Origin of the sequence: Serratia sp. M24T3 (genome assembly GCF_000257645.1) — a bacterium.
In the GTDB taxonomy this organism is placed as follows: domain Bacteria; phylum Pseudomonadota; class Gammaproteobacteria; order Enterobacterales; family Enterobacteriaceae; genus Rouxiella.
This window is the reverse complement of the sequence record NZ_AJHJ01000004.1, coordinates 1-19,890: the sequence shown is the minus strand read 5'-3', so window position 1 is coordinate 19,890 and position 19,890 is coordinate 1. Positions and strand designations below refer to the sequence as shown.

Here is a 19,890-nt window from a genome sequence, read left to right as displayed (position 1 = left end):
CGTACTCTGTTAGCAATAACTATGAGTCGATTGAATAATTTACCTCCAGGAGGCTCGATGAAGAGATTTATCCTGATTGTGGTCATGCTGCTGTCCGCATTTTTCACCGTACAGACTTTTGCCGCTTCGGCTAAAGAGATCAAAGCAAAATTTAATCGCATGCAGATTGGCGATCGAACACTTTGCCTAAGCGATATTATTTATCCTAATGAGCCGACCATGAAAGTCATTGAAAATGGTTTTCTGGTGAAAAAATCTAAAAATTTATTGGTTTATCAAACAGTTTTGATTTATCTGCTTGGCAATGATGTCACCGTCAACATTCATTCACTCATTACCAGCAAGCTCAACAGAACCTCTTTCTCCAACGAATTCAAAGATACCTTGGTGCAGGTTACCGGCCTTGACCAGCCCGATCAGGCGGTAGCCAAAGCCAATATTCTGAAAAGTTACCAGGAATCGGTAGTGCAGCAGGTTAATAGCGTGCCTTACAGCGCATTGCTCTTAAATGATAAAGGCTACGAAATAAGCCAGCAGGAAGATGAAGTCAGCGAACTGAGCACTTGTTACATCACCCCGATTAAGAACCAGTAATTAACGCTGGTACTTTATAAAGTCTGTCTGAGTGCCGATGCGGTCATAAAGTTTTCTGGCGGTAGTATTTGAGGTCTGCGTCATCCAATAGACGTTAGCCTTATTATTTTGGTCGGCATATTCATACACCGCCTCAATTAGCGCCTGACCCAAGCCAAGTTTTCTGGCATCGGCTGACACATATAAATCCTGCAGATAGACGACTTGCTGAGTTTTCCAACCGTGATCATGGTTGATACAGTTGACGATCCCGAGCAGTTTCCCCTCTGACTCGGCCACAAAGCCGAACATCGCCTCATAGTCTGACTGAGAAAGTTTTTGGAAAGTCTGCTCGTATATATCCTCATTTAACTCGCTCTGATAAAAATCAAGGTATTCACGCCACAACCTTTCCCACTGCTGTTGGTCAGCAGGTGTCAGCGGACGAATAACTGGTTTAGCTAATTGACTCATCGCAAGGCTCCTAACGGTTAAATAAATTGAATTTAAATTCATTTAATTTGAATATTAAGTCAATATATTTTGAAGATTATCAAGCAAATGATGACGGCAATCATGAAACCTAGCGTAAACGTGTTTTTTTGTGACGGTTGTAGCAACCCGTCTGACCCAGAGTGCAACGATTGTGCGCTCTGGCACGCGGTGATAATCTCAGCGCCTTTGATCTATAAAGTAAAAGCATACTCTCTCGCTTTAAGGCTTCCAAGCGGTGTTATCAAATACAAGGTCAGTTGATGAGCTCCTCAAGATTTAGTCTGCAAGATTGGTCGTTTTCAACGATTATCGCCGGTTTTGTTGCCGTCCTCGTGGGTTATACCAGCGCCGCGGCGATAGTTTTTCAAGCCTACCAGTCAGCCGGGGCTAACCTGGCACAAATTGGCAGCTGGTTTACCATGCTCGGCTTCGGCATGGCCATTACCACCATCGGTTTATCGTTCTACTTCCGCACACCGATACTTACCGCCTGGTCCACGCCGGGCGCGGCTCTGCTGGTGACCAGTTTGCCGGGCATCTCGATTAATGAAGCCATCGGCGTATTTGTTTTCGCCAATGGCCTGATCTTGCTATCGGGTATTACCGGGCTGTTTGCCAAGCTAATGCGTTACATTCCACAGGCGCTTTCGGCGGCGATGCTCGGCGGTATTTTGCTGCGCTTTGGGCTCGATGCATTTGTGTCGCTACAGACTAATTTACTGTTGGCGGGCAGCATGTGCCTGACTTACCTGTTGGCACGACGCTATCTTGCGCGCTATGCAGTGATCCTTTCTCTATGCGTTGGATTAGTCATCGCGGCATTACAAGGGGATATTGCTTTCCACGGGCAGGCATTGCATTTTGCAGCACCAATACTGATCGCTCCGCATTTCACCTGGTCGACGTTAATTGGCATTGGCGTGCCATTTTTTGTCGTGACTATGGCCTCGCAAAATGCACCGGGAATCGCCACTCTCTATGCCTCTGGCTATAAGGTTCCCGTTTCTCCACTGATTACCGTGACTGCGCTGGTGACGCTGCTACTTGCACCTTTTGGCGTCTATTCGGTAGGTATTGCGGCAATAACTGCAGCGATTTGCATGGGTAAAGACGTACACCCAGACCCGCAAAAGCGTTATACCGCTGCCGTTGCAGCAGGGGTATTTTATTTGCTGGCGGGTCTGCTGGGCGGCTCGATAGGTACGCTTTTTACCGCCCTGCCTGCGCCGCTTATCCATACCATTGCGGGTCTGGCTTTATTGGGCACCATTTCCGGCAGCTTGCATCGCGCGCTGGGCGAAGAAAAACAGCGTGATGCAGCCATCGTCACCTTTCTGATTACAGCCTCAGGCATTCAGCTGTTTGGCGTGGGTTCGGCATTCTGGGGTTTGGTAGGTGGCGTAATTACGCACTGTATTTTGAGCTTGCCCGCTAAATCTCAGAAAAAAATCAGTAATTAGCATCCTTAAAATGCAATCTGGGTCTCAAAATGTTGAGGCCCTTCATGTTATGCGTAACAGAATTCGGTAACACGTCAATTAGTGACGGCGATCACATTTTACTTGCCGCAAAGCCTCTTTACTGGAGGGATAATTCGCCAGACAAAAGAGCAAAATCAGATGAAAATCGATACCAAATCTTGCGTAGTAACCGGGAAAAAAGACGTCGCCGTGGTGGACCAGCATCTGGATTATCAAGGCACAGGAACATTGGTTAAAGTGACCCGCGGCGGTATTTGTGGCTCCGACTTGCACTATTACGAGCACGGTGCAGTGGGCGATTTCAAAGTTCGTGAAGCCATGGTCCTTGGGCACGAGGTAGTTGGCGTGGTCGAGCAATCCGATAACGCAGCGCTGAAACCGGGCCAGAAAGTAGCTCTTAACCCAAGCAAACCTTGCCATAGCTGCAAATATTGCCTGGCTGGTGAAGAAAATCAGTGTACAACCATGAAGTTCTTCGGCAGCGCGATGTATTTTCCACACATCAACGGCGCTTTTACCCAATATAAAATTGTCGACAGCGCACAATGCATTCCTTTTGATAACAGTGTCAGCGATCGCCTGATGGTGTTTGCAGAGCCGTTGGCAGTCGCTATCCACGCCGTTAATCAGGCCGGTGATGTAAAAGGTAAAACTGTTTTCGTTTCTGGCGTTGGCCCGATCGGCAGCCTGATTGCAGCGGCGGCCAAAGCCAAAGGCGCAAAAGAAGTGGTGTGTACCGATCTGAGCGAGCGCTGTCTTGAAATCGTCAAAGCGATGGGCGCAACGAAAACTCTACATGCCGCCAACGGCGATTTCGCGCCTTATGTTGAACAGAAAGGTTACTTCGACGTCTCATTCGATGCTTCAGGCCACCACTCTTCCATTCGCCGCTGTCTGGAAGTGACTCGCGCCAAAGGGACGCTGGTGCAGGTCGGCATGGGTGGCGCAATTCCTGATTTCCCAATGATGATGCTGATTGCCAAAGAAATTAAATGGGTCGGCAGCTTCCGCTTCACAGAAGAGTTTGTCACCGCCGTCGAGTGGCTCGGCAATAAAGTCATCGACCCGATGCCGCTGCTGTCGGCCGAATATCCGCAAGACGAGCTGACTCAGGCGCTGGAATTTGCGGCCGATAAAACTAAGGCGTCAAAAGTACAGCTGGTATTTTAGGTTCTCAGTAGCACCCCCATTAGCAGGCAGCCTCGCAACGGCTGCCTTTTTTACGTCGTCCCGCCCTGTCAGCATCATGTCCGTTTTTGGCCTTCATCTTTGTAAGAATCCCGCGCAATATAGCTTTATATTAAAAACAGGAGGTCCGAATATGTCTGACAGCGCATTATTGATTATCGACGTTCAGCGTTCTTTTGAGCAGAAAGATTTTTGGCAAGAAGATGACTTCCCTGCATTTAAGCACGCTATCTCACGGCTTATTGATGGCTGCCAAACCCGTGGCGTGACGCTGGTTGATATCTTTCACGCAGAAGAAGGTCCTTTTGCGCTGGAGTCGGGTTTTGTTACGCCGATGTCTTTTCTCAGCCATAAGCCACAGGTCAGCATTTACAAGCATGTACATAATGCGCTCACCGAGTCTGGGCTAGACCTTTGGCTGCATGAGCGAAATATTAAACACTTGATTATCAGCGGTATGCGTACAGAACAGTGCTGCGAAACTACCACTCGTGTCGCCTATGATTTAGGATTTGAAGTGACCTTCGTGACTGAAGCAACACTGACTTTTCCAATGACTCATTCATCTGGGCAAACTTTTAGCACCGATGAAATCAAACGCCGTACCGAGTTAGTATTGGCCGACCGTTTTGCCACTGTCACCGACGTTGATGGTGCTCTGGCTGAGTTAGATTCGCGCCTGTCGCAGACAGAATCGACTATCACCAAGGCCAAGTGGCAGCCCAAACCTTATCTTCCGCGCCGGATTGATCCATTGGCTACCTGGAATCATCAAGGCTGGCAGCTTAAACGCTACGGCATTGAATTTGCAGGCACTTCTTCGCCTACAGATATTTTCGAACGTGCTTACTCACGCGTAGCAAGCTGGTTACCGCCGCGCGCCACCACTGCCGATCGTCCGGGCGTAGGCTGGATGCTGGAACATCGCGGCAAGACGATGGATTATCTGGTGGTCGGATGGTGGGACAATGAAAATGAGTTGCGGATGAAAATATGGGTCACGGAAAATGGTCAATGGCGCGAAGCGTTGACTGAATCGTTCTGCGTCTGGGATATGCAAGTGATGGCCTTTGAGCGAAATGCATTTGTCGAAACTTTGCTGCAAAAAGAGCCTGATATTGCTGCCTATATGAATCAGCATCTAACCATTAGTCTGGAGTGATATGCAGCGGGATGTTTTTTTTATAACTTTGCCCGGCGCGCTGGCGCTAGACCTCACTGGTCCAGCCGAAACCCTGCGCCTGAGCGGCCACTTTCAACTGCATTACATCAGCCCGCTGAATGAGGTTGAGCTGACTACCGGTCTGGTGGTTAGCCGCCTGCTGCCGCTACCCTCCGAGCTGCCGGACGGCAGTATTATCATGGTGCCGGGCGTCAGTGACTCGGCCACTCAGTTTGACACCCACCCCGCCAGGCTTTGCCGTGACTGGCTTGCCGCGCAAAAACCGGCAATTGAACAGGGCCGTCTGCAGTTGGTGTGTATCTGCTCGGGCAGTCTGCTGGCGGGAATGGCAGGACTATTGGATGGTTATCAATGCACCTCGCATCACGATGTGATTTCGCGGCTGCGCGAGCGAGTTCCTGCGGCTTTGGTTAAAGATAATCGAATATTTGTTGAAGACCGCAGCGTGCTGACCAGCGCGGGTATCACTGCTGGTATCGATCTGGCGCTGTACCTCGTCGCTCAGTATCTTGGCCCACAGGCCGCGCTCGACGTCGCACGAGAAATGGTGGTGTATTTCCGCCGTGCCGGTGAAGACCCGCAGCTTTCGCCGTGGTTGCAGCACCGTAATCATTTGCATCCGGCAGTGCATCGCGCCCAGAATATTATTTCCTCGGACCCCGAATCAGACTGGCAGGTCGAAGATGTCGCCGCAAAGGCCCATATCAGCAGCCGCCATCTCACGCGCCTGTTCCGCCAATATCTCGGAATAAGTGTGCGCGACTACCACGAACAGCTACGTATCGCGGTGGCCAGACAGCGCATCCAGCAAGGCCTCGGTCAGGAAAAAGCCGCTCTCGCCGCCGGATTTTCGTCGGGCCGCCAGCTGCGCAGAGCTTTGCTTCGGTGGCAGCCCGAGTAATTCAGCTCACCCAACGCTTACTGTCTACGCGGCCAAGCAGCAGCGCCAATAGTAGCCCTCCGCCAAATCCACAGAGAAACAAATAGCCGATATTCAGCAGCGGAAACTGTGGAAAATCTATATGTTTACCGCGCAGGGCGATGATGATTAATGCATGAAAGCCATAAATAGCCAGAGAATGCCGGGAAACCAGTGCTAAAAAACGCGATTCGCTGCTGGCGAGTAGCTGCTTACCGCAGACAAACAGCGACACCGCCGAGACAAACACCAAAGGACCGCAATAAGTGTAGAAAGTCCCGGCAAAGTTCTGATTAATCAGTGACTGATGGTGTGTCCCGATAGCAACCAAGATACTGCTGGCGAAAAACACCCCTGCCGCCAGCCAGCCGACCCAACGTTTATTCATTTCCAGCGTGCCTAACGCCCTCCCTAACAGGGCGTACAGCAGATAATAAAAAGCATCACCGCTGATATACAGATTGAGAGGCAGCAGGTGAAAACCCTGCCAATTCAGTGCGGGAAGCTGCGGATTTGCGATTATCCCCAAAAGTACAGCAACAATTAACAGGGTTTGCGGCGGTGTTTTTTTGATCTGAATAAACGGAGAAAGCAAGTATATAAGCCCGATCGCGTAGAAAAACCAAAGATGATAAAACACCGGCTTTTGCAAGATATGGCGCAATGAAGGCCAAAAACCTATTTTTGTCATAATCAGGATGTAAACTAGTGATACCGTGCTGTAAAAGGCCAGGCACAGGCCGATACGCAGGAAATGCCGACTTTGGGCACTTTTTTCACCCCAAAATAGAAAACCGGAAATCATGAAAAATAGCGGTACAGACGGCCGTGCGGCTGAATCGAGCAAATTGGCCAGCCACCAAGACCCGGTTCCCAAGGCGCTAAAATCGACGACATGAAAACTGGTAGCGTGAATAATTACCACCATCATACAGGCGATAGCGCGCAGGTTGTCTATCCAGGCTATTTTTTGCTTCATTCCCGGCCAATCCTTAAAATTTATGAAACTTAACACAAGTTTCTGACCGCTTAATCGACTATTTAATGGCTAGCGTGTTAAATAATCACTCTTATAATGTGCTGAACCCTAGAAAGATCATTGCCATTTGCTCAAAATATCGGCAGAATAGCGGCCATTACTGCATCCGCTTGTTAATCCTACTCGGACAGTCCCTATTTTTTTGCTAATTATCAATCCATTAGCACTTTTTTGTGAAATTATTATGCATAACTCTCCGAATACTGCGTCCCTATTGGGTCGGCAGGCGCTACTGTTTCCTCTGTGTCTGGTGCTGTTTGAGTTCGCGACTTATATCGCTAACGATATGATCCAACCCGGCATGCTCGCGGTGGTCGCTAATTTTAACGCCAGCGAAGATTGGGTGCCTACCTCAATGACGGCCTATCTTGCAGGCGGCATGTTCCTGCAATGGCTGCTTGGGCCACTTTCAGACCGTCGTGGGCGTCGCCCGGTCATGCTCGCCGGTGTCGGATTCTTCGTCGTTAGCTGTCTGGCTATTTTACTCGCCCAAACCATAGAACAGTTTATGGTAATCCGCTTCTTTCAGGGGATAAGCCTGTGCTTTATCGGCGCAGTCGGCTACGCCACGATTCAAGAATCCTTTGAAGAGTCGGTTTGTATCCGCATTACTGCGCTGATGGCAAACGTCGCGCTGGCCGCTCCGCTTCTCGGCCCATTGGCCGGTGCCGCTATGGTGCAGTTTGCGCCGTGGCAGGTGATGTTTGTGATTTTTGCCGTGCTGGCGAGCATTGCCTTCTGGGGTCTTAACAAAGCGATGCCAGAAACCGCGTCGCGAATTGGCGAGAAATTCTCGGTCAAAAGCCTGCTTGCCGATTATAAAATTGTGCTGAAAAACCGTCCGTTCCTCTGTGGTTCATTGGCCATTGGCTTTGCCAGCCTGCCCTTGCTGGCATGGATTGCCCAGTCTCCGGTGATCCTGATTAGCGGCGAAGGTCTTTCAGCATTTGACTATGGTTTGTTACAGGTTCCAGTATTTGGCGCGCTAATTATCGGTAACCTGACGCTGGCAAAACTGACCGGCAAACGCAGCGTCGAACAGTTGATCAAGCTGGGAGCGGTGCCAATGGTTATAGGGCTGTTTATCGCCGCGCTGGCGACGTTGCTTTCCGGCCATGCCTATTTGTGGATGACAGCAGGGCTTAGTCTGTACGCTTTTGGTATCGGTGTTGCTAACGCCGGTTTATATCGCCTGACGCTGTTTTCCAGCGAAATGAGCAAAGGCACAGTTTCCGCCGCGATGGGCATGATCAGCATGCTGGTGTTCACATTAGGTATCGAGCTGGCAAAAGTGGCCTACCTCAGCGGCGGAAGTTGGCTGTTCAGCCTGTTCAATTTAATCAGCGGATTGCTGTGGCTTTCACTGGTAGCAGTGTTTATCCGCAACCGCAGACCTGTGGTCGGCGGAGCAGTAGTCTAGGCGGATCCCCCGTTAAAAGCGGGGGAATCTAAATTGCTGTTATTTATCAAATTATATGAAATTTTTACGGCGGCGTGGTGCGGGCAAAGCTCTCACGCTGAAATAACCGCTCGACCAATTTGATTAGCGTTGGCCGCTCGACACACCAGCCCGGAGCAATTCGTCTAAAATTCAAGTAGCCTAGCGTACAGGCTACGCTGATATCAGCGACGTTAAGTCCTTCACCATTGAGCCACTGGCGCTCACTGGCTAACTTCTCCAGCTGATCCAGCCCGCGCAGCACCTTGCCGCGCTGGCGAATAATCCATTCTTCATTTCGCTGCGGCGCTTCACGGCGGTTTTCCAGCACTAGCGCCACGGCAGCATCTGTAACGCCATCGGCCAGCGCCTCAACCTGCTTGACCCGCAAGGCATCCAAAGGCTCCCACGGCAACAGGGTCGGAGAAAGGTTGAGCAACTCGATAAATTGCACGATGATGGGTGAATCATAGAAGATTTCGCCTTCATCAGTGACCAGCGCGGGCACTTTACCCAGCGGATTAAACGCCGTGACTTTACTGCCCTCTGCGGTCGGCGGATCGTTCACAAACTCAAACTTAATCCCCTTTTCAATCAGCATCACCGAAATTTTACGCACATAAGGACTGGTATAGCTGCCAATCAACTTCATCAAACCCTCCTTATCCAAATCCGGGAAAGCTGAAAATACCCATTCATCTTCTATAAAATTAGCAGCCGGGCCACTTTTTACCAGCGATAAGCACAGATTGAGATTCAATTTTAGCGGGCTTAGGTCTACCCTGATTGATAGTCAAAACAGATTTCAGCTCAGCGGATAATCCCTTGAATAACCCCGATAGCCGTGCTTCAACCTCTCCCGATAATCAGCCGGGCCTGCAACAGCGCCATGTCGTTCAGCGACGCAGTCTGGACAATAGCCAGCCAGACTGGGTGGCGGAAGAAGTGCCGGTAGCGCTGGTTTATAACGGAATTTCTCACGTGGTGATGATGGCCTCGCCAAAAGATCTCGAGGCGTTTGCGGTGGGATTTTCACTGTCGGAAGGCATCATTAAATCAGCGCGTGATATTTTTGGTCTCGACGTGACACGAAACTGTCACGGTATTGAGGTCAATATAGAGTTGTCGAACCGTCGTTTTGCTGGACTAAAAGAACGCCGTCGAGCGATGGCTGGGCGAACCGGCTGTGGCGTGTGCGGCATCGAGCAGCTCGACGACCTGTTTCGCCCGCTGGCAGCACTGCCGTTTACCCAAACTTTTTCCATGGGCAATCTCGACAAAGCGCTGGAACAGTTGAAATCGATTCAACCCGTAGGCCAACTGACCGGCTGCACTCATGCCGCAGCGTGGGTAAACTCTCAGGGGCAACTGCTCGGCGGGTGTGAAGATGTCGGGCGGCACGTCGCTCTGGATAAAATGCTTGGCATCAAGGCGCGGGAAGCCGACTGGATTGCTGGTGCGGCGCTGGTTTCCAGCCGAGCCAGCTATGAAATGGTTCAGAAAACCGCGATGTGCGGCATAGAGATTTTGTTTGCGGTTTCAGCTGCAACGTCGCTGGCAATCGATGTCGCCGAATGCTGCAATTTAACCCTGGTTGGCTTTAGTAAGCCCGGACGTGCTACGGTCTATAGTCATCCGCAACGATTGACCGAATGAATAACCAAATGCAAAAGCCTCATTAAGTGAATGGTTAAATGGCGACTTTTTCGCTGCTAGAGTACCTAAAAAGCCTTAGAAGATTTTGCATTTTGGTTAGTTAATCTTGCTCTAAGCCCCGAATTACAGGGGCTTAGAAATACCCACACAGAGTGTGCAGCATAGATAATCATTTTCAATATCAATTTATTAACTATAATGATCCGACTGATTATGCGGTGTTCACCCTAATCTGCACCGCCCAACTAAAATGGAGCTGATGAACATGAGTTATTCACTACCATCCCTGCCTTACGCTTACGACGCTCTTGAGCCACACTTCGACAAAGAAACGATGGAAATCCATCACACCAAACATCACCAGACCTACGTTAACAACGCTAACGCAGCACTGGAAAGCCTGCCTGAACTGGCTGCATTGCCGGTTGAAGAGCTTCTGAAAAACTTCGACAAAGTTCCAGCTGACAAAAAAGTTGCCCTGCGTAACAACGCTGGCGGCCATGCAAACCACAGCTTCTTCTGGAAAGGCCTGAAAAAAGGCACCACCTTGCAGGGCGACCTGAAAGCCGCTATCGAACGTGACTTCGGCAGCGTTGACGCTTTCAAAGAAACCTTCGAAAAAGCTGCGACCACTCGTTTCGGTTCAGGTTGGGCATGGCTGGTCAAGAAAGACGGCAAACTGGCTGTAGTTTCTACTGCTAACCAGGACAGCCCGCTGTTAGGCGAAGCAATCTCTGGCGCATCTGGTACCCCAATCGTGGGTCTGGACGTTTGGGAACACGCTTACTACCTGAAATATCAGAACAAACGCCCTGATTACATCAAAGCCTTCTGGGATGTTGTAAACTGGGACGTAGCGGCAGAAAACTTCGCTAAAGCTTAATGATGTTTCTGGCGGAGTATTTGAGGGCCTCCTACTGAGGTAGGAAAGCCTAAAAAAAGCCGCAAAAAAACCGACGGAGCCAGCTTCGTCGGTTTTTTTATGCCTGCAATTCAGAGCTTGACTGACTGGGGTCAGAAAGCCTTTTTCGCAAAGCCGGTGACTGCTTTCAGGCCCATCTCGCGACCCAATGCTGTCATTGGATGAACAACGATCACGCCGCGCACCGCTTTCTTGAACGAGCCCATATCAGCCTGTTCTTTCTTGGTAATTTCACGGCTAAACAGCTTGGTGAGCTTCTGGGCTTCGGCGCTCAGCTTCACTTCACGCACACCGCGCAGACGTTCGATTTCCGCAGCCAGCTTCTCTTTTTCTTTCATATGCTCGTCAATCTGCTCGGTCACGCCTTGCTGAATAACGGTAGCATCTTTGTGGTTCAAGGCGTCAAGCATGTCGCTCAGACGCTTAATTTCTGCTTTTTCTTTCTCGATCATTTCGATAACCCGTATGCCATCAGGCGCCGCGAGATTGCGGGGCAGGATAGCGAAAAATTAAATTCAGGCTGTAGTGTAACAGGAAGTCGCCTATTCAGCAGCCTGTGTAACGATTCCTGGCGGTAATCCACTCATCTCGCAGGCTTGACGGCCCACTCTTGCCAGAGCGTCAGTATAGCGAGCATTAAAAGGATAGCAGCAGGAAAGCCGCAGCGCGTTGCGATAACGCCCGCTGGGTGAATACAAGGTTCCCGGCGTCATGCAGATTTTTTCCTTAAGCAGTAGCTCAAACAGTTTAACCGTATCAACACTCGCCGGAAAATCCACCCAGAAAACAAATCCGCCCTGCGGCTGTGTTGCCCGCGTGCCCTGTGGAAAATAGCGCATAATCAGAGATTTGGCTTCATCGACCAGCGCGGCATAGCGTCTTCTTAAAGTGCGAAGATGGTGATCAAAACCGCCAGATTCTAAAAATACGGCCAGCGTTTCTGATAACAGCGCCGATTCGGACATTGAAGAAACCGCTTTCAGCTGTCGCAGCTGTTCGGAAAAACGTCCCCCGGCAACCCAGCCGATTCGAAAATCCGGTGCCAGCGTTTTAGTAAAGCTGGTGCAGAAAATCACCCAGCCATTTTTATCAAACGATTTTACCGCGGGAGAAAGCGTTGGACCAAACTGAATCTCGGCGTAAAGCCCATCTTCAATCAGTGGCACGCGATGATCGTTCATCAGGCGGGCAAGCCTTTTTTTGGCCGCCAGAGGCATGGTGAATCCCATTGGATTTTGCGCTGTCGGCATTGCAATAACGGCGTTGAGACGCTTTTCATCAAGCATCAACTCCAGCGCATCAAGAGATAATCCATTCTGGGGATCGGTAGGAATTTCAACCGCTTTCAGGCCCAGACTGGCCAACAATGGCAGCAGGAAAAAATAGGTAGGCGTTTCAAGACCCACACTGTCACCAGGTTGGGTTGTCACTCGCAAAGCAAGCTGCAAAGCTTCCATGCAGCCATGGGTTAGCGTGATGTCCGTAGGCTCAAGCATCATGCCCAGTGACATCGAACGGCGTGCTATCTGCTGGCGAAGATGGAGATTACCCGGCGGCAACGCATACTGTGAAATCAGCTGCGGCTGGCGGCGCAGCAAAGAGGACATAATACGCCCCAGTTTCCCACCGGGATAAAAATCGGTGGTCTGCGGGCAAGCCAGCGAAATATTGGTATACGCAGGATTGGTTTGCGCCGCGAACACAGTATCAATCAGTTCCAGCACTTCATCAGCTGGACTGGCGGCCAACGAGTGCTCCTCGACGCGACTCTCCAACACTGGCAGCGCATTGCTCACATAAAATCCCGACTGCGGGCGCGCCTCAATTAAACCGCGATCCTCCAGCCGGCGATAGGCAGCCACCACGGTATTGATACTAACCTGATAAATTTCGGCACTGCGGCGCACCGAAGGCAGCCGACTACCGGGCAACAGTGTCCCGCGAGCAATCGCCTCGGCCAGCTGATCGGCCAGCTGGTTGTATCGCGTCTCGGTGGTCGTTTCTATCACGCCATCCCGGAAGGTTTCAGGTAACAATTCAGCCATGGTGTCAGTTCCCGTCATTGATATGGATACAGTTCATATTTTAACCCACTGTAACCATAACAATAGCTGATATCTGGCTCTGTATCCTAATTCTTTATCGTCCTATGCTAATCACTCATTCGCTCTGCGGAAACATCGCACTTTTATGATTAGGACAACCCGATGCTTGATACTGCCTTTGTAAGTTACGTGACCGTGATGTCTATAACACCGGGTCCGAATAATCTGCTGCTGGCCTCCTCCGGAGTTAATTTCGGGCTGCGCAAAACGCTGCCGATGACCTTCGGAATTACTTTAGGCTGTGCGTTGCAGTGTGCTTTAACCACCACTTTGCTGGCGGTGCTGTTGAGCTGGATGACAGTAATCCGCCTGCCGATGGCGGTGATTGGCTGTAGTTATCTGTTTTGGTTATCCTGGAAAATTTTCCGCTCGTCTACACCACAAAATAAGGCCGAGCAGCATCCAATGCGATTAATCAGCGGCGCGCTGTTTCAGGTAGTCAATCCTAAAGCCTGGCTGATGGCGACTAACGTGGCGATTCTGTTTACACCGCCAGGAGGCAATATGCTCCACCACACGCTGACCAACTGCATTGGTTTTGCTGTTTTTAACTTCCCTTGCGTCTTTATTTGGGCGTTGATGGGCGACAGGCTGCGCCAGGCTTTACAGGTGGAATGGAAGCTTAAGATATTTAACACCGTGATGGCCGGGCTAATGGCGCTCACCGCGCTGTGGCTTATCGTCGATGAGATAAAGAATGTCACTATCCATTGAGTGGTTCGGGATTTTTTAGTACTTTAAAAATACCTATTATCATCGGGTTAACGGTTTTGCCCTTAATGTTTAACCCGGTGATAAATTAATATTTTTAGAGAATCAAGATGGCAAAGGCATATTTTTTAACTGGATTTGGGTTTTTATTCGCACTGCTCGGATATTTCTCGCTGGATATTTTAGTGTCTCAATACCTTGGCGATCATAAAGGCGCAATTTTAGATTTACAGGCTTTTATAATTCTGCCGATCACTCTCGCGGTAGAATATGTCATTTACTTTATGGTGACGTATTTCCTGTTTGATAAAATCAAACCTTTATCCCTCAAGCAAGACAGTATTTTTCAGTTTGCATCGCTGGTAATTAATGCACTGTTCCTTTTCCTGTTCACTTATTTATTCAGCCACACAATCAAAGATTCGATTGGCGCTGACGTGGCGCTTCGCGTTGATGATTTTCCGGCGACTAAAATTTATATTTCCTCAATGATCGTCTCTCTGCTGATATTAATCGGTGTACGAAAATTCTGGCGACCAGTCAGTAGATGAGTAAATTAACGTTTAACGGGCGAAAGTCGAGACGGTTGCTGATTGCTGATGTGGGCAATCAGCCCGGTAATGGAAAGGACCATAGTAGAGCGGACAATCTGCTGGTAACGCTGGCGCTGCATGGCAATTAATGACTCGTCAGCCTCGCCCGATTTGAGAAAGGTCGGGGCTGGTGGAAGAGTTGCTACACAGTGCAGTTCGCCAAAAGGCCCGAGAATTTCGTCATCGGTAAAACGGTATTCGCTACCGTCGTAATTTAGCTCTTCGCGCAGCGCCATCAGCAACTCGGCATCTTCATACTCATTGCGACTTATCACCCCAAGCGCATAAATCAGTTTCAAGCGCACTGCCAAATCACCAAGCGGGCCATTGCCGGTAAGCAATGGTTCTACGGCATACTTCACCGCATAATCATCTTTGCGAAAAACCTGAACGACCAGAATATCCAGCGCCTCAGCCAATAGCTCGACAGCTGTCATCAGAAAACTGCGCACGGTTTTTCCCGCATTCAGCTTTTCCAACACTCGGTTCTCAAATGCCTGTGCTTTTTCCATGGTCGCTATTCACGATATTTAGTGAGTCTTTCAACGCCCACGGCGTCATCCTTGATTTGTACTCATCGGACAGCATTTGTGCCGTCCAATGAGACGTTTACATCGGGTGTTGGAATGCGTGTTGAGCCAACACGTCACTGATTGTTAAAAATGACAGACTGTTTAGTGCATTTTCTCGTAAGCGCTGACAACCTGAGCCACCACTTCACTGTCGGCCTGCAGACCGGAAACCTCGACGAGCGTGGCTTTCGGCCCTTGTGTGGTCAACGATTCAACCAGCTCTTGCGCCTGAGGATCTTGCTCGCTGCGATAACGCATCGCGGCAGCAATACCGATCACCAGATTAGCATGCGGCAAGCTGTATTCCTGGGTTCCCAACAGCGGCTTGATCAGACGGTCGCCCGCGCTGAGTTTGCGCAATGGCTGACGGCCAACGCGTTCGACATCGTCATGCAAATACGGGTTTTCAAAGCGAGAGAGGATTTTCTTGATGTAGGCCGCGTGTTTATCAGCATCAAAGCCATAGCGCTTAATAAGCACCGCACCGCTTTCTTCCATCGCGCCTTTCACCACTTCGCGCACTTTAGGGTCGAGGATAGCATCACGAATTGTTGCGTGGCCCGCCTGTTGGCCGAGATAGGCGGTGATCGCATGGCCGGTATTCAGGGTAAACAGCTTGCGCTCAACAAAGGCCATCAGGTTATCGGTGAGCTCCATGCCTTTGATATCAGGCAGCGGACCTTTGAACTGAGTTTTATCAACAATCCACTCGCTAAAGGTTTCAACGGTGACTTCCAGCGGATCGGTTGAACCTGCAGCCGCCGGAGGAACAATGCGGTCTACGGCAGAATCAACGAAGCCAACGTGCGCTTCTACCCACGCTTTTTCATCTTCTGGCAGGGCATTGAATACATGCTGTTTGAACTGGCTTGTGCCACGCACCATATTTTCACAGGCGATGATATTCAGCGGGCTTTCATTCCCCTGCCGATGGCGCAATACCAGGCCTTTCGCCACGTTGTGAGCGATTTTTTCCAGCACGGTTGGACCAACAGCAGTGGTCATCAAATCAATCTGGGCGATCAAGTCGATAGCTTCCTGACCGGTGCTGTTAACAATACTGACATTGGAGACTGGCTCAACGGTGGCTTGCTCGCCGACCACGTTAACGTTGTAACCCTTACGGCGGCTTAGCTCTTCCAGCAGAACAGGATGAACATCGGCAAAGGTCAGTTCAACCTTGGCATCGGCAAGCAGTTTGCCAATAAATCCACGGCCAATGTTACCTGCTCCAAAATGTAAAGCTTTCATGATGACTCCCTAAAACGGTGACAAGAACCAGGAAGCTCTGGGCTTCGAATCAACAACCGGGTCTGCTACCCGACAAACGTTGGATAAGTGCAGACCCGGTTAGTAACGTTCTCAAATTTACAATTCGACAACCCGAAGATTATCGACCAATTAACCTTAACCGCGAATGATCTGCAGCACTTCCTCAACACTTGTGGTGTTGGCCAGGCGGTCGATAACGCCATCTTCATCCAACGCGGTGGTCAGTTTAGTGATCACGTTGATGTGCTCATTATTACGGGCTGCAATACCGATAACCAGACGGGCAGAATCGTCTTCGTCCTCGCCCCAGCGGATACCTGCCGGATACTGGCAGAACACGATACCTGTTTTCAGTACGCGATCTTTAGCTTCGATTGTGCCGTGCGGAACTGCGATCGATTCCCCCAGATAAGTTGAGGTAAGCTGTTCGCGTGCCAGCATTGCATCGACATACTCCGGCTGTACATAACCGCCTTTCACCAGCTGCTCACCGGCAAAACGAATCGCCTGCTCTTTGCTGCTGGCAGTCAGACCGAGGAAAATATTCTCCGGGCTCATGCGGAACAGATTGGCATTGTCTGCTTCTGAAACCAGGCTATCGTTTAACGTGGTGTTCACTTTGTCTTTGTATTCACTGGTCTTGTTCACTTCAACCAGACGAGCAACCAGGTCGGTATAAAGGCCGCTATCGAGGAAGTTGGTCAACGAAATATGCTGAGCGTGCGGCACCTGACGCATCGCGCGCTCGGTGAGGTCACGGTGGGTTATTACCAGATCTACATCGTCGGGCAAATTGTTGATGGCAGTATTGGTTACTGCAACGTGGGTCAGCCCCGCGTCCTGCACTTTCTTACGCAGTACACCAGCCCCCATGGCGCTTGAACCCATACCCGCATCACAGGCAACAATGATTTTGCGCACGGTGGACAGGTCACCGGCAACGCCAGCTACCGCCGGTTTGCCGCCCTTGGACTGCGCTTTCATATCCTGCACGCGACGGGTCGCTTCTTCAAGGTCGTCTTCGTCTTTCACTTTCGAGCTTTTCAGCAGGATTGAAGACACGATGAATGACACCAGGAATGCCAGCACGATCGCCGAAATGTTGGCGAAATAGGCACCTTTTGGCGTCATGGCCAACACAGCGATAATTGAGCCCGGTGATGCAGGAGAGACCAGACCGCCGTTCAGTACGGTCAGTGTGAACACGCCGGTCATACCACCGAGGATAACCGCCAGCAGCAGGCGCGGGTTCATCAACACGTATGGGAAATAGATTTCGTGAATACCACCCAGGAAGTGAATGATAGCCGCACCGCCTGCAGACTGTTTGGCGTTACCGCGACCAAAGATCATGTAGGCAATCAGCACGCCCATGCCCGGACCTGGATTGGCTTCGATAAGGAAGAAGATTGACTTCCCGGCTTCGGTGGCCTGCTGGATGCCCAGCGGTGAGAAGATACCGTGGTTGATAGCGTTATTGAGGAACAGGATTTTAGCTGGTTCTACAAAAATAGAGGCCAGCGGCAGCAGGTTATGAATAACCATGATGTGTACGCCGGCGGCCAGCAATTTAGACAGCGCTTCTACCAGCGGACCAATCGCCAGGAACGAGAGCACGGCCAGCAGCATGCCGATGATACCGGCGGAGAAGTTGTTAACCAGCATCTCGAAGCCGCTTTTGATTTTGCCGTCTACCCAACGGTCAAAACGTTTAATACACCAGCCGCCCAATGGACCGGCAATCATCGCACCGAGGAACATCGGCATATCAGCACCGACGATCACACCCATGGTAGTGATAGCACCGACCACACCGCCGCGATCGCCACCGACTAAACGGCCTCCAGTGAAACCGATCAGCAAAGGCAGCAAATAGGTGATCATTGGACCGACTAATTTAGCCAGTGTCGCATTTGGGATCCAGCCCGTTGGGATAAACAGCGCGGTAATAATACCCCAAGCGATAAATGCGCCAATATTCGGCATTACCATATTACTCAGGAAGCGGCCAAAGTTTTGAACTTTAACCTTAACGTCTGGTGAAAACATAAAACACACCCCTATTGATACGCGCTAACAATAAGAGCGCGTTATACGTGGTAGTTATTGGGACGGTATTTTTCCCCTGATGGAGATTCCGTCGAATTGCTGTCTGCAAGGCGAACTCTAGCACGTCATTATGACCGCGCGTAGTCAGGGCCGAGCGCGTGATTACGATCACGGGCTACCCCCCTCCCCACCCCTCATTTTAGTGATACTCATCACAGAAAAGCCTTGTAACTTAAGCACAAAGAGCAAATTTCGTTCACGAATGTGAAATTATTGTGACCAACATCACGTTTTATCGAGCTTAATTTGTCGCAAAAACGTGATGAAGATCACAATTTATTTTTGGCCTGCTGATTAAATTCCGCCTAAAAAGACATCAATAGCCGTTTAGAGTTTTTAAACAAGGTGTCAGGTGGAGAATTGAAAGAAAGTTACAATGAAGTCAGTGCCATCTAAACAGAGTGAAACATTAAAAAACCTTGAATTTATATAAAAGTATAAAGTTCTTTTGTTACTGATTAAAAAAATAAAAAAACATCACGATGACGCTGGGTGAAATATAATGAGTACTGTCCTCCTGTCATTTCATAACCTATAATATTCCAACCTAAAATTCATAAAATGAGAAACCAATGAGCTCTGACTCGCATTCGCTATTTAATAATATTTTAATAAACAAGGCCATTGAAGAGTTTATAGAAAGAAGATTATTTTCTTTGCTTAATGTTAAATATACCTATGCTGTAATGAGTAAGAAAAACCCCTCTGAATTACTTACCATTTCAAATTACCCAAAAAAATGGGAAATTATATATAAAGAAAATAATTATCAATATATTGATCCTATCGTTAACATTGCATTGAATTCCATCCTGCCTTTTTCCTGGAATGAAAAAATTATAATAAATTCACAACTCAAGCTATCCATTTTTGAAATTGCTAAAAAACATGAAGTTATTAATGGCTATACCTTTGTAACTCATGATTGCGCGAATAATCTGGTGACACTATCAGTACTTATCGATAAAAATAATGAATTGCAAATTTTTTTCTAAAATTGAAAAAAATAAAGAAAAGATTCAAATGCTATTAATGTTAATACATCATAAACTACTTTCCTTGTATCAAGATAAAAATCTAATAAGTAATCTAATTGTGAATTACCGTAAAGATCTTTTTTCTCGCCGAGAAAATGATGTTCTATACTGGGCTAGTATGGGGCGAACTTATAAAGAAATTGCGTCTTTATTAGGTATTACGACAAGCACTGTAAAATTTCACATAGCCAATGTTGTTAAAAAACTGGGGGTAGCTAATGCCAAGCAGGCTATATGTCTTAGTTCTGAACTGAACCTTCAACAACCTGTTTTGGCGAAAATTTAAACATCAATGGCCATGTTTTAAAATCTTCGCAGATAGCTGATTTTTTTAGCTATTCTATAAATCAATGAATCCTGGTTTTTTCATCAAAAATATTAAAAACATATTAATTCAATAACATTATTCACCTCTGTGATACATGATTGTTAAATTCATTAAAATTTCCGCATCAAAAACATAGAGAATATTCTTAGTACCTGAGCAGATCTTCTCCATAAGAAACTCAGCATTCTTGTACATCCTATACCTTAGTACACTTACTATGAATTAGCCGATTAGTTGAATTATTTCCACAAAAATTAGTTTTTAATATA

At 48.8% G+C, this 19,890-nt stretch carries 18 protein-coding genes and 1 pseudogene; 11 read left to right on the top strand and 8 right to left on the bottom strand.

Annotated features, from left to right (window positions below):
• The first annotated feature begins 57 nt into the window (after nucleotides 1-57).
• On the top strand, nucleotides 58-594 hold the full coding sequence (locus tag SPM24T3_RS04680) for a hypothetical protein (RefSeq protein WP_009635556.1): 537 nt from the start codon (nucleotides 58-60) through the stop codon (nucleotides 592-594).
• Here the strand turns inward: SPM24T3_RS04680 and SPM24T3_RS04675 are convergent, their stop codons facing one another.
• Nucleotides 595-1,047, bottom strand: coding sequence for a GNAT family N-acetyltransferase (locus tag SPM24T3_RS04675; protein WP_009635555.1), 453 nt, complete (start codon nucleotides 1,045-1,047; stop codon nucleotides 595-597).
• Between the two features lie 281 nt (nucleotides 1,048-1,328).
• Here SPM24T3_RS04675 and SPM24T3_RS04670 point away from each other — a divergent pair, with 281 nt between their 5' ends.
• The 4 genes from SPM24T3_RS04670 (at nucleotide 1,329) to SPM24T3_RS04655 (ending at nucleotide 5,821) form a co-directional block, all read left to right on the top strand.
• Nucleotides 1,329-2,528: a benzoate/H(+) symporter BenE family transporter gene (locus SPM24T3_RS04670; RefSeq protein WP_009635554.1), complete on the top strand. Its 1,200-nt coding sequence runs from the start codon at nucleotides 1,329-1,331 to the stop codon at nucleotides 2,526-2,528.
• Nucleotides 2,529-2,687: 159 nt separating this feature from the next.
• Nucleotides 2,688-3,719, top strand: a complete 1,032-nt coding sequence (gene idnD, locus SPM24T3_RS04665; protein ID WP_009635553.1) for an L-idonate 5-dehydrogenase — start codon at nucleotides 2,688-2,690, stop codon at nucleotides 3,717-3,719.
• Nucleotides 3,720-3,870: 151 nt separating this feature from the next.
• Nucleotides 3,871-4,899: a cysteine hydrolase family protein gene (locus SPM24T3_RS04660; protein ID WP_009635552.1), complete on the top strand. Its 1,029-nt coding sequence runs from the start codon at nucleotides 3,871-3,873 to the stop codon at nucleotides 4,897-4,899.
• A gap of 1 nt (nucleotide 4,900) precedes the next feature.
• A complete protein-coding gene (locus SPM24T3_RS04655; RefSeq protein ID WP_009635551.1) occupies nucleotides 4,901-5,821 on the top strand; it encodes a GlxA family transcriptional regulator in 921 nt (306 codons plus the stop codon).
• 1 nt (nucleotide 5,822) lies between these two features.
• On the opposite strand, the gene SPM24T3_RS04650 is transcribed toward SPM24T3_RS04655, so the two are convergent.
• A complete protein-coding gene (locus SPM24T3_RS04650) occupies nucleotides 5,823-6,818 on the bottom strand; it encodes an acyltransferase (protein ID WP_009635550.1) in 996 nt (331 codons plus the stop codon).
• A 244-nt stretch (nucleotides 6,819-7,062) separates the two neighbouring features.
• Between SPM24T3_RS04650 and SPM24T3_RS04645 the strand changes: the two genes are divergently transcribed.
• The gene (locus tag SPM24T3_RS04645; RefSeq protein WP_009635549.1) at nucleotides 7,063-8,298 is read left to right on the top strand and encodes an MFS transporter; all 1,236 of its coding nucleotides are present in this window, start codon (nucleotides 7,063-7,065) and stop codon (nucleotides 8,296-8,298) included.
• A gap of 64 nt (nucleotides 8,299-8,362) precedes the next feature.
• Here SPM24T3_RS04645 and SPM24T3_RS04640 read toward each other — a convergent pair whose 3' ends face one another.
• The gene (locus tag SPM24T3_RS04640; RefSeq protein WP_009635548.1) at nucleotides 8,363-8,968 is read right to left on the bottom strand and encodes a glutathione S-transferase; all 606 of its coding nucleotides are present in this window, start codon (nucleotides 8,966-8,968) and stop codon (nucleotides 8,363-8,365) included.
• Between the two features lie 173 nt (nucleotides 8,969-9,141).
• Between SPM24T3_RS04640 and fdhD the strand changes: the two genes are divergently transcribed.
• Nucleotides 9,142-9,972 carry a formate dehydrogenase accessory sulfurtransferase FdhD gene (gene fdhD, locus SPM24T3_RS04635; protein ID WP_009635547.1) on the top strand — a complete coding sequence of 277 codons (831 nt, stop codon included), beginning with the start codon at nucleotides 9,142-9,144 and terminating at the stop codon, nucleotides 9,970-9,972.
• A gap of 265 nt (nucleotides 9,973-10,237) precedes the next feature.
• Complete coding sequence (gene sodA / locus SPM24T3_RS04630; protein ID WP_009635546.1) at nucleotides 10,238-10,855, top strand: superoxide dismutase [Mn]; 618 nt, start codon at nucleotides 10,238-10,240, stop codon at nucleotides 10,853-10,855.
• A gap of 131 nt (nucleotides 10,856-10,986) precedes the next feature.
• On the opposite strand, the gene SPM24T3_RS04625 is transcribed toward sodA, so the two are convergent.
• A complete protein-coding gene (locus SPM24T3_RS04625; RefSeq protein WP_009635545.1) occupies nucleotides 10,987-11,346 on the bottom strand; it encodes a YibL family ribosome-associated protein in 360 nt (119 codons plus the stop codon).
• Nucleotides 11,347-11,436: 90 nt separating this feature from the next.
• On the bottom strand, nucleotides 11,437-12,939 hold the full coding sequence (locus SPM24T3_RS04620) for a PLP-dependent aminotransferase family protein (protein WP_009635544.1): 1,503 nt from the start codon (nucleotides 12,937-12,939) through the stop codon (nucleotides 11,437-11,439).
• A gap of 162 nt (nucleotides 12,940-13,101) precedes the next feature.
• Between SPM24T3_RS04620 and SPM24T3_RS04615 the strand changes: the two genes are divergently transcribed.
• Entirely contained in the window at nucleotides 13,102-13,713 is a 612-nt protein-coding gene (locus SPM24T3_RS04615) for a LysE family translocator (RefSeq protein ID WP_009635543.1), read from the top strand.
• Nucleotides 13,714-13,820: 107 nt separating this feature from the next.
• Nucleotides 13,821-14,261 carry a hypothetical protein gene (locus tag SPM24T3_RS04610; protein WP_009635542.1) on the top strand — a complete coding sequence of 147 codons (441 nt, stop codon included), beginning with the start codon at nucleotides 13,821-13,823 and terminating at the stop codon, nucleotides 14,259-14,261.
• Between the two features lie 5 nt (nucleotides 14,262-14,266).
• Here the strand turns inward: SPM24T3_RS04610 and SPM24T3_RS04605 are convergent, their stop codons facing one another.
• The 3 genes from SPM24T3_RS04605 to SPM24T3_RS04595 form a co-directional block, all read right to left on the bottom strand.
• A complete protein-coding gene (locus tag SPM24T3_RS04605) occupies nucleotides 14,267-14,815 on the bottom strand; it encodes an MltR family transcriptional regulator (RefSeq protein ID WP_009635541.1) in 549 nt (182 codons plus the stop codon).
• Nucleotides 14,816-14,977: 162 nt separating this feature from the next.
• Nucleotides 14,978-16,126 (bottom strand): mannitol-1-phosphate 5-dehydrogenase, encoded by a 1,149-nt coding sequence (locus tag SPM24T3_RS04600; protein WP_009635540.1) that lies wholly within the window; start codon nucleotides 16,124-16,126, stop codon nucleotides 14,978-14,980.
• A 156-nt stretch (nucleotides 16,127-16,282) separates the two neighbouring features.
• Nucleotides 16,283-18,196 carry a PTS mannitol transporter subunit IICBA gene (locus SPM24T3_RS04595; protein WP_009635539.1) on the bottom strand — a complete coding sequence of 638 codons (1,914 nt, stop codon included), beginning with the start codon at nucleotides 18,194-18,196 and terminating at the stop codon, nucleotides 16,283-16,285.
• Nucleotides 18,197-18,828: 632 nt separating this feature from the next.
• On the opposite strand from SPM24T3_RS04595, the pseudogene SPM24T3_RS26115 reads away from it, so the two are divergent.
• Nucleotides 18,829-19,579: pseudogene (locus SPM24T3_RS26115) on the top strand (autoinducer binding domain-containing protein).
• Nucleotides 19,580-19,890 lie beyond the last annotated feature (311 nt).

Bases quoted from the DNA above. Each gene is read 5' to 3' on its own strand.
- SPM24T3_RS04605 (WP_009635541.1), bottom strand. From the start codon at position 14,815: ATGGAAAAAGCACAGGCATTTGAGAACCGAGTGTTGGAAAAGCTGAAT.
- SPM24T3_RS04660 (WP_009635552.1), top strand. From the start codon at position 3,871: ATGTCTGACAGCGCATTATTGATTATCGACGTTCAGCGTTCTTTTGAG.
- SPM24T3_RS04675 (WP_009635555.1), bottom strand. From the start codon at position 1,047: ATGAGTCAATTAGCTAAACCAGTTATTCGTCCGCTGACACCTGCTGAC.
- idnD (WP_009635553.1), top strand. From the start codon at position 2,688: ATGAAAATCGATACCAAATCTTGCGTAGTAACCGGGAAAAAAGACGTC.
- SPM24T3_RS04670 (WP_009635554.1), top strand. From the start codon at position 1,329: ATGAGCTCCTCAAGATTTAGTCTGCAAGATTGGTCGTTTTCAACGATT.
- SPM24T3_RS04655 (WP_009635551.1), top strand. From the start codon at position 4,901: ATGCAGCGGGATGTTTTTTTTATAACTTTGCCCGGCGCGCTGGCGCTA.
- SPM24T3_RS04650 (WP_009635550.1), bottom strand. From the start codon at position 6,818: ATGAAGCAAAAAATAGCCTGGATAGACAACCTGCGCGCTATCGCCTGT.
- SPM24T3_RS04600 (WP_009635540.1), bottom strand. From the start codon at position 16,126: ATGAAAGCTTTACATTTTGGAGCAGGTAACATTGGCCGTGGATTTATT.
- SPM24T3_RS04640 (WP_009635548.1), bottom strand. From the start codon at position 8,968: ATGAAGTTGATTGGCAGCTATACCAGTCCTTATGTGCGTAAAATTTCG.
- SPM24T3_RS04645 (WP_009635549.1), top strand. From the start codon at position 7,063: ATGCATAACTCTCCGAATACTGCGTCCCTATTGGGTCGGCAGGCGCTA.
- sodA (WP_009635546.1), top strand. From the start codon at position 10,238: ATGAGTTATTCACTACCATCCCTGCCTTACGCTTACGACGCTCTTGAG.
- SPM24T3_RS04620 (WP_009635544.1), bottom strand. From the start codon at position 12,939: ATGGCTGAATTGTTACCTGAAACCTTCCGGGATGGCGTGATAGAAACG.
- SPM24T3_RS04615 (WP_009635543.1), top strand. From the start codon at position 13,102: ATGCTTGATACTGCCTTTGTAAGTTACGTGACCGTGATGTCTATAACA.
- SPM24T3_RS04625 (WP_009635545.1), bottom strand. From the start codon at position 11,346: ATGATCGAGAAAGAAAAAGCAGAAATTAAGCGTCTGAGCGACATGCTT.
- SPM24T3_RS04680 (WP_009635556.1), top strand. From the start codon at position 58: ATGAAGAGATTTATCCTGATTGTGGTCATGCTGCTGTCCGCATTTTTC.
- SPM24T3_RS04610 (WP_009635542.1), top strand. From the start codon at position 13,821: ATGGCAAAGGCATATTTTTTAACTGGATTTGGGTTTTTATTCGCACTG.
- SPM24T3_RS04595 (WP_009635539.1), bottom strand. From the start codon at position 18,196: ATGTTTTCACCAGACGTTAAGGTTAAAGTTCAAAACTTTGGCCGCTTC.